This window comes from Myxococcus sp. XM-1-1-1, assembly GCF_020037095.1.
Lineage (GTDB): Bacteria > Myxococcota > Myxococcia > Myxococcales > Myxococcaceae > Myxococcus > Myxococcus fulvus.
The window spans coordinates 1-13,515 of record NZ_JAIQDH010000013.1; the positions used below are offsets into that span (position 1 = coordinate 1).

The 13,515-nt window shown below is 70.1% G+C and carries 11 protein-coding genes; 5 read left to right on the forward strand and 6 right to left on the reverse strand.

Annotated elements, in window-relative coordinates; all coding sequences use genetic code 11:
• The first annotated feature begins 583 nt into the window (after positions 1–583).
• Positions 584–2,104, forward strand: a complete 1,521-nt coding sequence (locus K8640_RS23805; RefSeq protein ID WP_370640386.1) for an LVIVD repeat-containing protein — start codon at positions 584–586, stop codon at positions 2,102–2,104.
• On the opposite strand, the gene K8640_RS23810 is transcribed toward K8640_RS23805, so the two are convergent.
• The 3 genes from K8640_RS23810 to K8640_RS23820 form a co-directional block, all read right to left on the reverse strand.
• A complete protein-coding gene (locus K8640_RS23810; protein WP_223749144.1) occupies positions 2,101–3,255 on the reverse strand; it encodes a hypothetical protein in 1,155 nt (384 codons plus the stop codon). The genes K8640_RS23805 and K8640_RS23810 overlap by 4 nt on opposite strands.
• Positions 3,256–3,470: 215 nt before the next feature.
• A complete protein-coding gene (locus K8640_RS23815; RefSeq protein WP_223749145.1) occupies positions 3,471–4,979 on the reverse strand; it encodes a hypothetical protein in 1,509 nt (502 codons plus the stop codon).
• 139 nt (positions 4,980–5,118) lie between these two features.
• Positions 5,119–7,080, reverse strand: coding sequence for a HEAT repeat domain-containing protein (locus K8640_RS23820; RefSeq protein ID WP_223749146.1), 1,962 nt, complete (start codon positions 7,078–7,080; stop codon positions 5,119–5,121).
• A gap of 216 nt (positions 7,081–7,296) precedes the next feature.
• Between K8640_RS23820 and K8640_RS23825 the strand changes: the two genes are divergently transcribed.
• Genes K8640_RS23825 through K8640_RS23840 form a run of 4 tightly spaced genes read left to right on the forward strand, consistent with a single transcriptional unit; the run spans position 7,297 to position 10,027 of the window.
• Positions 7,297–7,686, forward strand: coding sequence for a hypothetical protein (locus tag K8640_RS23825; protein ID WP_223749147.1), 390 nt, complete (start codon positions 7,297–7,299; stop codon positions 7,684–7,686).
• 8 nt (positions 7,687–7,694) lie between these two features.
• The gene (locus K8640_RS23830) at positions 7,695–8,858 is read left to right on the forward strand and encodes a VCBS repeat-containing protein (protein WP_223749148.1); all 1,164 of its coding nucleotides are present in this window, start codon (positions 7,695–7,697) and stop codon (positions 8,856–8,858) included.
• 33 nt (positions 8,859–8,891) lie between these two features.
• On the forward strand, positions 8,892–9,341 hold the full coding sequence (locus tag K8640_RS23835) for a hypothetical protein (protein WP_223749149.1): 450 nt from the start codon (positions 8,892–8,894) through the stop codon (positions 9,339–9,341).
• A complete protein-coding gene (locus K8640_RS23840) occupies positions 9,338–10,027 on the forward strand; it encodes a hypothetical protein (RefSeq protein WP_223749150.1) in 690 nt (229 codons plus the stop codon). Before K8640_RS23835 ends, K8640_RS23840 begins: the two co-directional genes overlap by 4 nt.
• A gap of 65 nt (positions 10,028–10,092) precedes the next feature.
• Here the strand turns inward: K8640_RS23840 and K8640_RS23845 are convergent, their stop codons facing one another.
• The 3 genes from K8640_RS23845 to K8640_RS23855 all read right to left on the reverse strand — a co-directional run bounded on the left by K8640_RS23845 (position 10,093) and on the right by K8640_RS23855 (position 13,515).
• Positions 10,093–10,929 (reverse strand): hypothetical protein, encoded by an 837-nt coding sequence (locus K8640_RS23845; protein WP_223749151.1) that lies wholly within the window; start codon positions 10,927–10,929, stop codon positions 10,093–10,095.
• 48 nt (positions 10,930–10,977) lie between these two features.
• Positions 10,978–12,459 carry a M4 family metallopeptidase gene (locus tag K8640_RS23850; protein WP_223749152.1) on the reverse strand — a complete coding sequence of 494 codons (1,482 nt, stop codon included), beginning with the start codon at positions 12,457–12,459 and terminating at the stop codon, positions 10,978–10,980.
• A gap of 252 nt (positions 12,460–12,711) precedes the next feature.
• Positions 12,712–13,515, reverse strand: coding sequence for a hypothetical protein (locus K8640_RS23855; RefSeq protein WP_223749153.1), 804 nt, complete (start codon positions 13,513–13,515; stop codon positions 12,712–12,714).

Genomic DNA, 13,515 nt, shown 5'->3' on the forward strand with positions numbered 1-13,515 from the left:
GTCCGGTGACACGCCACCTCGCGCGGCGAGTCGTCGAGACCTGAGCAAGCCTGCCCGGTGATTCGTCACCTCGCGCGCTGTCGTTGGACGGAGCCTGCGCAATCCCGTGCGGTGAGACACCGCTCGCGTGGCGCAGGAGTCGAGTCATCCTTCTGGGTGGTTCGTCGCCTCACCCGATGTTCGGTGGGACAGCGCGCTCCATGACACGGGCGCGCTCGCGTCATGCCTCGCGGTCGCGGGTGGCTCGACATGCAACCGTGACACCACCAGGGCTGTCGACGTGCTCGTTTTCGGCACGCGCATGCGGTTCCCCTCCACGGCGCAACTGTTTCCGCGCGCGACGCGAATCCGACGGGTCCGCCCCTTTGATTCGTTGCCCGCACTCTTGCGTGGCGTATCCCCTCGAGGTCTCCCGATGCCTTTGTTCCTCCGCTCGTCCTGGGTGCTCTCCGTCACATGGGGTCTGCTTCTCTGCGCATCCCCAGGCTGCCGCGACAAGTCAGACCCCCCACCCGATGCCGGCTCGCCCGTGGATTCGGGCACCCCCGACGCCGGGTCGCCACCCTGGGATGGCACGTACACCGTGCTCGAGGAGCTCGGCGACGGCACGGGAGACCCGGGGGCGCTCGCGCCCTGCGACGTCGTCCCCCAGGTGGGTGAGAGCCCCGCCGGTGGATGCCTGGACCCGTCCGTCTTCGACCTGTCCGCCTGCGACACCTCGACGCTCGCGAACGTCCCGGCGGACGGCATCTTCCACACGCGACTGCGACGGGAGACCGCGCAGCCGGACGGCGGCCTGGTGGGCTCGTACTACACCGTGACGATGGACCTGGTCGGCGACGGCGGCCCCAGCAAGTTCTACTACGCGCCCGTCACCCATGAAGTGCGCGAGGCGAACCGTCTGCTCCTCGGCATCCACACCGTGGGCCGCGACGGAGGCAGCACCACCACCGTGCTGGCCGGCTGCGAGGCGCCGGACCACCGCTCCTTCACGGGCTGCTTCGCCCGGTGCACCAACGGCCGGGTGACCCAGCGGGCCACCGCGCACGCCGACCGCATGCTGTGGCGTGAGGGCGAGGAGGAGTCCTCCGGTGGCCTCTCGCTCGTGTCGGAGACGTACGTCGCGCAGGGCACCCCGCTGGACATCTACGTCGCGAAGAACCACGCCTACGTCGTCTCCGCCAACGCGTATCTGCGCCCCGGCAAGCCCGGCGGCATCACCGTCTTCGACGTGACGGACCGGAGCCACCCGGTGCTGAAGAAGGTCATCAGCCTGCCGGACGACCAGCTCTGGAACAGCGTGTGGGTGAAGGGGGACGCGCTGTACGTCGCGAGCCAGGACACCGGCATCGTGGTCTTCGACATCTCCGACCCCGCGGACCCGAAGCTCGTGCGCCGCGTGCCCTCCAACGCGCCCTACGCCGTGCACACCGTGCTGGTGGACGGAGACCGGCTCTACGGCATGGGCCTGTGGCCCTCCAGCAACACGCTGGTGTTCGACGTGTCCACGCCGCTCGAGCCCGTGCTGCTCCAGCGGCTCGCGTTCCCCCTGGCCGGGGCCTACGACGGCGCCCATGACGCCTTCGCCTATCAGGGCCGGCTCTACATCAGCCACTTCGAGGGCGGCCTCAAGGTGGTCGACGTCGCGAACCCGGACGCCATGCCGCTGCTCGGGACGTACACGTACCCGAACACCACCGCGCACCACAACGCGGTGGGCACCTTCGCCGGCCGCACCCTCGTCTTCGAGGGCGGAGAGAACCACGGCGCGCACCTGCGCGTGCTGGACGCGACCGACCCGGCGAACATCGTGAAGATTGGCGAGTTCCGGCTGCGCCCCACCACGTCCATCCACAACATGCTCCTGGTGGGCTCACGCCTGTATGTCGCGTGGTACCAGGAGGGCGTGCGGGTGCTGGACGTGTCCAACCCCACGCAGCCCCGGCAGATCGCCTACTACAACACGCACCGCGAGACGGACCCGGAGCGGACCGATGACGTCTTCGAGGGCGCCATCGGCATCCGCATTCCGGGGGACGGCTACGTGTACGTCGTCGACACGTCACGCGGCCTGCTCATCATGAACGAGCTGGCGGGCCCCTAACTACAGACGCCCAGGGGTTGTGAGCCCTCCACGCCGAGCAGCGGTATCTTGTGGGTGATGCCCGCCCACTGCGCGATGGTGATCCACCAGGTCTTCTTGAAGAAGAGCACGCGCACCTTCGCGTAGGCCTTGAGGGTGCCGGACAGCGCGTTGAGGTCCAGGTCCGTGCGCAGCTTCCAGTCGAGCGAGCACACGGGCCAGAACACCTCGCCGGAGGCAGGGAGCGTGGCGTTGATGAGCGCCAGGGTCCCCTCCACGCCGATGGCCACGACGATGACGTCCACCGACGCGGACGCGGTGACGTTGGACCAGCCCCCCGGCGTCGCCGACAGCCGCGCCACCGTGGGGCCCACCAGCCCGTGCACCGTCAGCTTCACGCCGCCGGACAGCGAGCCCTTCACCGTGACGGGCACCGGTCCAATCATGAACGTCTTCGACGCGGAGAAGAACGTGCGGCTCCAGTTGATGGGCGGCGGCGCGTACGTGGCGTACAGCGGCGTGGACCACACCTCCTGACCCACCACGTACAAGGCCGCGGTGCCGCTGTTGTCGCCCCCGTTCTGCCCCACCACCTGCGCGCGGCCGCGCACCAGGTCGTGCTCCGAGGAGAACACCTGGGCGAACAGCTTGCCCTCGGCCACGGCCACGACCTTCTTGTCCGCGTTGACCGTCGCCGTCTCCGCCGTCAGCACGGCGTTGAGGTGATAGCCCGCGCCGAACAGGCTGTTGCCGAAGCGCTCCGTGCGCACGTAGGACTTGTTGAACGTCTGCGACGGATTGGTCCACGGCATGATCTCCGTGGGCGGCGGCACCATCGGCGTGAAGGCCTCCGGAATCGTGGCCTGCTGGATGTCGATGTTGTGCGTGAAGTCCGTGGCGTCGTACTGGAGCTGGCCTCCCGTGCGGTTCGCCTCGTCCTGGAGGATGGCGTACTCCTGCGTGACGCTGTAGCTCGCGGCCGGCGAGAAGGGCGCCACCTGCGACTCCCAGGGCACCTTGTCATTCAACGTGTAGCCCGGCGCATACGTGACGAAGGGGTACTTCGAGGGCTGGACGACGTACGGCGTGGAGTCGACGTAGCTCTGCGCCGCGACGAGCCCTGGAACGACGACCAGCATCAGCGCGAGCGCGCGCGATACCGCCCTGTTCATGGGGACCTCCCGAGGGGTGGATGGAGAGGTCTATTTACTCCGAGTGAAGTCGGGGATGTGATTGAAAGCGGCGGCCTCACCCCGGAGTGAGGCGTTGTGTCTGCCTTCTCACGCTCGTCAGGGTTGAGGTGTGATGAGGGGGTACCCATTCACCGTGGAACGTTCGGACTCGCTCGCCCTCGGTGGGCGGGCGATGCACGGACGGGGCTGCTCGGCTACGGCGTAGCGCATGCCATGGGGAGTTGGCACGTCGTAGTGTCGATGGGCAACGACGGGACGTTGGCGCAGTCCCGCACCGGCGTGCCGACGTAGCATCCCGTGCAGCACCTGTAGGCGGTGCTGTACCCGTTGTATCCCGCAGGCACCGGAATCTGTGTCCCGTCGCAGTAGGACCAGTGCGCGACGTTGCATGTGTTGCAGCGCGCGTAGACGGTGTCTGTCAGGCGGCATTGGGTCAAGACTGGGTCAGTCACGCCTCGGCCGATCCATGCAAGAAAGTCCTCGCACCCTCCCATGCTCGCCTCAACCATCTTCCATCCGCACGACAGCTTCTGGTCTCGTGCCGCGCATCGGGCGCAGTCAGCAGCCGGGTCTCCTCCCCCAAACCCAGCGGTGGTGCACCGGCTGCAGAAACGGGCGCACGACCACACCTGGTCCGTCCCGTTGTCTCCTTCTTCGTGGTGCAGGCCCGTGCTCCAGTGCAGCAACTCATGGAAGAGCGTCCGTTCGAGCCCCTGTCCGGCGACGACGTAGGGCGCGAGGTTCATCCGATAGGGGCCAGAGCGCAGCTCATCCAGTCTCGAGGGCGGTCCAGGGTCGGTTGCGGCGCGAATGCCAGGGCACTGTCCTCCACACCCGATGAAAGTCTTGATGTCGGAGGCCAGCGCGGACTGCATCATTGTCCCGAGAGTGCTGTTGGTCGCCCCCAGGCATTTGGTTGAATCCGGTATCTGCTTGAGTGCCTCGATGAGCTTCGCCGTCTGCTCGCTGGTGCAGGCCCCGGGCGAAGTCCCGGTGACGATGTTGACGGCGGGCATCGAGGCCACCGACGTCGTCGACGTCATGTCCGCCGGGAAACCGGCCATGCTGTCGCAACGCGTGCCAGCGCTCCAGTGGGTTTCCCGCTCCTCTTCGGGGTGCGGCTGAATGGCTGGAGCCTCTCTGTCGGACTCCACCCGCCAGCCGCGCCCGCCTCCATCCAGCGACACCAGTCGTTCTCGGATGATTCTGATGTCTTGACGGGAGCCTAGCTGGGTCCGGCGCTGGTCGAACTCTCCGTCTCCATTCGTGTCCTCGAGCCACAGTTGCACCATCACGCCGCCGTCGAACGAGAGGTCATACAAGGAGTCGGTTCGAGAGTCCTCGTCGTAGTCGCCCCAGTGAGTGGTGAGGTCTCCCTCGCGTCGTATGGTGAGTACCGGACGGGTGCTTTCACCGTTGTAGTATTCGACGAATCGCGCACCCCCATCCTCCACCCGGGAGACGATGCGATTCGTCGTCCCGTCGCGATTGGGAATGGTGATGCTGCCTCCGAGTCGCTCCACTTCGCTGATGGCTTGAAGCTCCTTCGCCGCGGGTGACTCGTCCACCACGACGACGTGGTGTCCACGAGACGGTGTGCCTCCGTCCGGCCGTGCCTCGGGTCGGCTCCGCTCGGCGCCGTCCTGACAGCTCGCCAGTCCGAATGCCGCCATGGCCGCGACAGCTCCAGCCGTGATTCGCATGCCCCGAGCTCCTCGCGCCGTTGCCGGGTCTGGATACCGCGGCGAGGCAGGGTGTCCTCTTGCCCTCGGGGGCAGCGTCGTCTTCTCGGCAGATGTGTTCGCTGCCTCCACCGAGCGGGTGAACGCTCACCCCAAGGTGTCAGGGCTGGGGCGTCGTCGGGGTTTCCACGTAGGTGTTGGCCATGCGTCGCAAATCAGGGTTCTTCTCGTGCTGGCTCGCCCAGCGCAGCAGGGCCAGGGCGCCCGGGGTGGCGTGGCGGTGCTGGCCGAGCAGCTGGAGGATGTCGGAGCGCACGCCATCGGAGGGGTCCTCGCGCAGGGCCTGCCCCAGCACGGGGAGCAGCAGCGGCTCGAGCGGGCGGAAGCCGCAGGCGAAGACGGCGGCGCGGCGCACCTCGGAGGCGGTGTCGTTCACCAGCCGCTCCACGAGCAGCCGGTCCGCCTCCGGGCCGGGGATGTTGCGCAGCGCGACGAGCGCGGCCTCGCGCACCCGGGAGGCGTCGGAGCGCAGGGCCTCGGTGAGCGTGTCGAGCGCGCCCGGCGAGCGGGTGTTCCCCAGCGAGCGCAGGAGCAGGGCGCGCTGCTCGGCGTCGCGCGCGGCGCGGTAGTCGTTCTTCAGCTCCTGCACGAGCGCCTCCGCGTCGCGGCCCGCGGTGTCGCTCATCTGGAGCGCCGCGTTGCCCAGGGCCAGCGTGGCGGTGCCGCGCAGCTTGGGGTCATCGGTGCGCGACAGCTGCCGCAGCGTGTCCACGCCCTCGCGGATGGGGTTGTCCGCCATGCCCAGCGCGGAGACGGCGTCCATGCGCACGTCCGACGTGAGCGCGGTGTCCCCCGTGGCCTGGACGAGCGCGCGCAAGGACTCCGGCGTGCTCGCCGCGGAGAGCGCGCCCAGCATGGAGCTGGCGGCCAGCGGGGACAGGCCCTGGGTGCGCAGCAGCGCGGGGATTCGCGCGGCCTCCTCGGGGCGCAGCAGCAGGAGCGCGCGCAGCTGCTCCAGGGCGCGCGTGCGCGCGTCGTCGCGGGCCTTCTCGTCGGACGGCAGCGAGAGCAGGTCCGCGAGGATGTCCTCCAGGCGGCGCTTGCCCAGCACCTGCCGGTGGTGCGCGAGCGGGTCCGCCGCCTGGCCCTGGAAGCTCGCCAGCGCGGCGGCGCGCAGGCGTCCGGAGCGCGCGGCGAAGGCGCCCACGAGCGTCGGCTCCTGGCGGCGCTCCAGCAGCCGCAGCGTCAGCTCCATCGCGTTCGTCACCGTGGGCATCCCCTGGCCGGACTCCACCGTGAGCTGCTCGCGCGATTGGAGCGACTGGAGCCCCCCGTCCTCGCCCAGCTCGAAGGTGGCGCCCCCGCTGACGCTCATGCGCGGCGACGTCCCGAGCGGCTGCAGCCCCTGGGGCGTGGCCACGGCGGTGTACTCGCGCTTGCGCTTGTCGAAGCGGCGCTCGCCCTGGCGCTGGTACTCCGCCGAGTACTGGCCGGAGGTGTCCTGCTCCTCGGTCCGCCACGTCGGCGTGGGCGCGCCCTCCCGCACGAACTGGGACGTGGCCACCACCGAGCGGAGCAGCCCCATCGCCAGCTCGTCCACGCCCTGCTCGAAGTGGGTGAGCGTCACCGCGCCGCGCGCGTCCCGCGTCACGAAGAAGGGCTGCGACAGCGCCGCCTCCATCGCCTGCCGCGTCTCGGGCGACAGCGCCCCCTGTCCCTCCACGTCGAGCGTGAAGGCGGTGGGCCGCAGCTGGAGGCGCACGATGACCTCCGCGCCCTCCGCCGAGACCAGGCCCTCGTCCCACTCGCCCTTCAGGGTGATGCGCATGCCGGGCGGCGCGCCGCCCTGGGACGCGGGCTGTCCGGTGAAGGACATCGTCAGCCCCAACGTCAGCGCGTGACGGTGCAGCGTGCCCGGCGCCCAGCTCCGGGAGCCTCGTGGCGCGAGCGGCTCCGAGGGCGCCGCGCCGGGGCTCGGGAGGGTATGCGTCTTCGCGCGGACGTGGGCGACGGTGGGGTCGGAAGACGTCGTGTCGGTGGCATTCTTCCACCACACGCCACCCAGTCCCGCCAGGAGCAGGACGGCTGCCAACGCGACGACGTTCAGCCGCTTGCGGCGCATGAGTCCCCCGGGACGATTCCTTGACTTGGGTACGGCACCCAAACCACGCTTGTGATTGCTGGGTCGGGAACGGCCAGGTCCCGAGGATATAGCGAAACCCGTCGGTGGGGGGCTGACCCGATGAAGCCACATCGCTATCGTCAGCTCGCACTCCCCGTGTGCGAGCTTGAAGCGCCCTCGAGGTCGAGGTGGAGCGGGTGGTGGGGAGTCGTCGCCGTGTTGGGATTGATGGCCTGTGGTTCCCGGGAGCAGGCGCCGCCGCCCCTGGTGCTGGGCGCGAGCGTCCAGGCGATGCGGGGCTGTCCCGCGGCCCGCTCGGCGTCGGTCCAGGACTCCTGCATGGCGGGCTGTCACCTGGGCTGCGGTGACGGGGTCTGCCAGGACGAGACCGAGGCCACCTGTCCCGTCGACTGTTTCTGCGGAGACGGTGTCTGTACCGCGGAGGATGTGAACAGCTGCCCCGTGGACTGTGGCTGCCCCGGCTCCTGCGCGGGGGCATGTCATACGGCGACGCTCGTCTCGGCCCGGCACGCCTGCCCGCGTGAAGCGGTCCCCGGACGTCTGCTGCCGGGTGACCCGTTCGCGATTCCCGACCTCCGGCCCTAGGAGCCGACATGTTCCGGTACTTCTCTCTCGGGTGGGCCTGCTGCGCGCTGCTGGCGTGCTCGTCCTCGACCATCTCGCCCCGGGGCTTCCCGGACGTTCAGTGGCTGGGCTTCACCGAGGCGCGGGTGACGCACGCCGCGGGAGGCACCCAGGCGCGCGGGCTGCACACGGCCGACGTCGACGGGGACGGCGTGAAGGACCTGGTCCTGGTCGCCTCGCAGACCGAGCAGGTCTGCATCCTCGACGGAGCGGGGAAGGGCGCCTTCGCCGCGCCCCGCTGTCTGTCGGCGGGCACCACGCCCATGGACGTGGCGGTCAGCGACGTGAACGCGGACCGTCGCCCGGACCTGCTCATCGTCGGCCACTTCGCCAATGCGTTGACGGTGCGGCTGGGCGCGCAGGACGGCACCTTCCGCGAGGGCGTGCCCCACTCGCTGGGCAATCACTCGCAGCAGGTGCGCGTGGCGGACCTGGACGGTGACGGGCTGGTGGACGCGATGACGAAGAACGCGGGCTCGGGGGGGTACTTCAACATCACCTTCCTGAAGGGGAAGGGAGACGGCACGTTCGGCGCGGCGGTGCCCCACTCCGTCACGGGGCTGCCGAGAGACCTGGTGCTCGCGGACGTGAACGCGGATGGTCGGCCCGACGTGCTGGTGCTCAACACCAACAGCTTCACGGTGGACGTGCTGCTCGCGACGGAGCGCGGCGAGCTGTCCGCGGCGGCGCCCGTGCGCTTCGCCGGCTCCGCGGACGATGAGCCCTTCCGCCTCGTGTCCCTGGACGTGAACGGGGACGGCCTGCTGGACCTGGTCATCTCGCACAGCGTCTCGGACTCCGGCTACCTCTCCGTGCACCTGGGGGACGGAAGGGGCGGCTTCACCGAGGTGTCCTCCCTCCCCGCCGACGCGCCGGGCGAGCTGGTGGTCGCGGACTTCAACCAGGACGGCCGGGAGGACGTCGCCTTCGCGGGGCTCGAGGGGGGCGTCTACCTGCTGCTCGGCGAGGAGGCCGGGGGGCTGGGTGCGCCCACGCGCGTGGCCGCGGGCACGACGCCTTCCTCCCTGGTCGCGGAGGACCTGGACCAGGACGGCTTCCCGGACCTGGCCTGGACGACGCGCGACTCGGTGGAGGTGCTCCTGGGCTCCACCGTCCGTGTCCCGCGCCGTTGAGGCTCGCGCAGTGAATCCCTCGAGGAGGTTGGCATGAAGCAGCTCTGGGTCGTCATCTGTCTCGTCACCGCGGGCTTCGCCAGCCCCGCCTGGGCGCAGCTCAGTGGCCGATGCGGCGGGGACGACAACCTCACGCCGCAGCAGGTCGCCGGACGCAACGCCTGGGCGCGCAAGTGCAACTACATCTCCGCGGCGAAGGAGGCGATCCTCAACGCGGACAACGAGTATCAGGTCTTCGCCAACGGCTGTTTCCAGTACCCCTGCTCCACGAACAACTGTCAGTACTTCGTGCCCGTGTCGGCGAGCGCGCCGTGCGTGTCCGGGCTCATCAACCTCGGCTCGTGCGTGGCCCACCGTGAGCCTCAGGCTCCGCGCGAGGGGCTGCTCGCCTATCTGGAGACGCTCGAGGCGCCATGGCCGCCCGCGTGGCTCCGGTTCGCCGCCGCTCGCGACGCCTCGCGGGACGCGGCGGGCCCGACATGAGCGCGGCGAGGTTCGCGGTGGTGGCGCTGTGGCTCGCGGCCTGTGGCCCCGTCGCGCCGGTGGAGTCGGAGCTGGGCGAGGCGTCCCAGGCGCTGCCCTACTGCCCCTGTCCGATGGTGCCGCTCCAGGAGACCTCGGACGTCGACCCGATGTTGCCCCAGTGCAACCTGCTCTATTGCGAGGTCTGCGGGGACGGCTACTGCGCGGCCTCCGAGAGCCCGTGGAGCTGCCCCTACGACTGCGGCCCCGCGAGCGTGTGCGGAGACGGCGCCTGCAACGGCGGTGAGTCCGAGGTCAACTGCCCGTCGGACTGCTACTGCGGCGACGGCCAGTGCAAGGGCGAGACGGTGTACACCTGTCCCGTCGACTGCGGCTGTCCCAACCCCTGCGGTGACGGTGTCTGCGGCGCGGGAGAGTCCACCGCCACGTGCCCCGCGGACTGCGGCACGGCGTGTGGTGACGGCACGTGCAACGGCACGGAGAGCGTGTACACCTGCCTGGACGACTGCGGCTACTGCGGCGACAGCTACTGCGCCAGCACGGAGAGCTGGGGCTCGTGCCTGGATGACTGCGGCTTCTGCGGCGACGGACTCTGCTCTTCCAGGGAGTCGCCCTACACGTGCAGCCAGGACTGTGGCTTCGCCGGCTCCTGCCTGCTGCCCGAGTACCCCTGCAACATCCCCTGACGTGTCAGGGAGGCGGGGCTCCGGCCGTGCTGACCGGAGCCCCGTGACGACGGACGGTGTGGGGACTACAGCCCGCCGACGTCGACCTCGTCCCTCAAGGACAGCCGGTAGTCATCCTGCGCCCACTCGTTCTGGAAGCGCACGGAGCCGGTGAGGAAGCCCTCCGCGTTCATCACGTTCTCCAACTTCACCTGGCTCTCCGGCCGGACGTTCCACACCTGGCCCTTGAAGCTGAAGACGGTGACGCGCGTCAGGTGCAGCGGCTTGCCGTCGGCGCCCATCAGCGTGTCGCCGGCCTGCAGCGTGCGCGCCTTCACCATCGTCCCGTCGCCGAGCACCATCGGGTGCTCCGCGGTGACCTCCAGCCGGCGGCCTTCCTGGGTCTCCAGGGCGAAGATGTCCTCCTGCGTGTCACCCGCCACGTAGCTGCGGATGGTCTGCTCGCCGTAGCGCAGGAGCCCCGGCTCGGAGGTGGGGCTCAGCGCCGTGACGGTGGTGACGCCGGACGCGTACGCCTCCGGAATCGGCAGCATGCGGCCGTCGAAGGCCACCTTCTGCGTGGGCGTGGTGCAGCCCGCCACGCAGGTGCCCAGCTTGTTCAGGCCGGTGATGCACGCGGAGGCCTCGTCCGCGGGCACGTGGAAGGTGCACGTGGAGCCCGCGGGCACCGCCGGGTACGCGAAGCAGCCGTTGGTGAAGACCTGGTACTCGTTCTCCGTGTTCAGGTACGCCTCGCGCGAGGCGGTGATGAGGCCACACTTGCGCGCCCAGGCGTTGCGGCCCCGGGCGAGGTCGATGGTGACGAGCTGGTCGTCCTGGAAGCAGCGCGTGGACAGCTGCGCCAGGGCCGTGCTCGACAGACAGATTGAGAAGACTGCGGCTGCGATGAAGACGTTCTTCATGGGTTCTCCTTCAGGTGGTGGGGTGGGACTTCCGCTCGGTGCCGCGTGTCAGGGCACGCCCGCGGCGCTCCAGGCGTCGCGCACCGAGTTCACGACCGAGGCGTCGTACCGGTCCGTCGCGGCCTGCACGGTGTAGGCCTTGGCCTGGGACATGGTCGTCGTCGACGTGAAGTAGGTCGTCGCGGCGAAGTAGAAGGTCTGCGCCGCGCGGTTCATGCCGACGCCGCCCACGTTGACGGCCGACTTGCCGCGCGGGTGCGTGCCGCCCGTGACGAGCAGCTTGAAGACCAGGTTGGGGATGCCCGAGTTCCAGTGCACGCCACCGTTGTCGGCGGTGCCCGTGTAGCGCTCGGGGTAGTAGTCACGCGACGAGTTGTCGCGCGTGGGGTTGTCCATGTAGCGCAGCGCGTCCCCGGAGATGTTCGGCGTCCAGATGTCCTCGCCAATCTTCCAGACGTCCGCGTCCAGCGCCCCGCCGCGCGCCCAGCTCTCGCAGATGGCCGCCGCGATGTCCGACAGGCTCTCGTTCAGCGCGCCGGACTCGTTGCGGTACACGAGCCCCGACTCGTACTGCGTCACCGCGTGGGTGATTTCGTGCGACACCACGTCCAGGTCCAACCCGAGCTGGCCCGAGTTCACGTTGTCGCCATCCCCGAACACAATCTGGATGCCGTCCCAGTACGCGTTCACGTACGCGGAGCCGTAGTGGACGGTGCTGGTGATGGTGGCGCCCCGGTCGTCGAACGAGTCGCGACCGAAGATGGTCTCGTAGCAGGCGTACGTGGTGCCGATGTGGTCGTAGTTCCGGTCGATGTGGGCGTCGCCCGTGGCCCCGCCACCCTCCTGGCGCCGCAGGGTGCCGGGCGTGGTCCACTGGTTGTTGGCCGAGTGCACGCGCCGGTTGAGCCCCCCGTGGATGAGCGGGTGCACGTCCAGCACGCGGCCCGACGACGCGTCCACGTAGACGCGGTCCTTCGCGGGCGCGTCCTCGCGGGTGCCCACGCGCAGCACTTCATAGGCGGCCGACAGCGGACCCTCGGCGCCCAGGAAGTAGACGAAGCGCGGCTCGCCCTCGACCTTCAGCGTGTCCAGGCCCTCCAGCGCCGCGTCGGTGACGGCGTGCAGCGGCAGCCGCGCGAGCGTCGACGGCTCCCCCGCGCCCCGCGCCGAGCCGTTGGCCGCGTACACGAGGCCCTTGTCGTCCACGTGCACCACCAGCTCGCCGCCCTTCACGGGGACGCCGTGGCGGATCTGGTCGTAGCGCACGTGGGTGTAGCCCAGCTCGTCCGTGCGGCTGTTGCGCACCGTGAGCTCCTCGGCGCGCAGGCCGAACACCGGGGCCAGGGTGCGCAGCACGGGCGCGAGCGCGTCCGCCGCCTTCAGCGAGACGAGCGAGCGGTCCACGGTGCCGAGCGAGCCGCGGATGAAGCTCGGGGTGCCGTCCCGGCCCGCGTCGACGACCTCCACGCGGCCCAGCGCCGCCAGCGCGGCCTGTCGAGTCTCCGGGGTGTTGTCCCGGGTCGGGTCCACGGGGGCCTCGCCGCAAGCGGCGCCCCACATGGCACAGCACGCCCCAATCAATCCCAGTTTCCAAGTCCGAGTCACGACGCGCTCCTTGTCTTGCGGGTAGGTGCTGCTCTGCATGGCTCCAGCGCGTGCGGGCCTCCCACGCCTGCGCTCGCGCGGCAGGGGCGGAAAGGGACGGACGTGTCGTGTCGTCGTCGGAGGCCGACGGCGCTGGCACTGCGGGACCCATGGGGATGGGTCCAGTCCGATGGCGGACTAGAGGTGCGCGGTCATCCGCTGGACCTCGGCGGGGCTGGCCCCCGACTCCGCGAGCCCGGCCATGAGCGCCTCCCTCAGGAGGCTCTTGAGCCGGGGATTGTCGAGCCGTGTGTACGTGTCCACGGCGAGCTGCCGGTCCACCTGCGCCAGGCGGAAGAGCAAATCGTACTTCTCACCCACCAGCCCCTTCTTCACCGAATCTGACAGGCCGCTGTCGATGGGCGACAGCGCCAGCGACGTCATCGCGTCGCGGGCGGCGGGCTCGTTCGGCGCCAGCTCGAAGAGCAGGTCAATCATCGCCATGCGCTCGAGCACCGGCTCCGGCTTGTCCTCCATGAACCGCGCGTCGGCGGGGAGCTGCTGCAGGGCGGTGGGGTCCGCCAGCTCGCTGCGCAGGCCGTCGATGCGGGAGGCCCCGTCGCGCGCGAGCTCCTCCACGAAGACCTCCTTGCGGAAGAACGCGTTGAAGCGCCCGGCCCGGTACTGACGCGCGGACTGGCGCGCGGCCTCGCGCCGTGTCTTCTGCTCCGCGTCGTCCGTGGGCGCAGCCGCCTCCGGGCTCGTGGCCCGGGCCGTGGGCGCGGTGGGGCGCGGCGACAGCGTGCGCGTGGCCTGGGGCGCGGTATGCGACGCGGGAGCGCGGGGCTCGGTCGGCGCGGGCTCGTGCGCGGAGGGCGAGCGCGGATGGACGAGCGCATACAGGCCCGTGCCCCCGAGCACGACGAGCGCGAGGCCCGGTCCCATCCATCGCCAGCGTCGGGGAGCTGGGGGCCGGGGATTGTCGGCGGGAAGTCCGTTCAT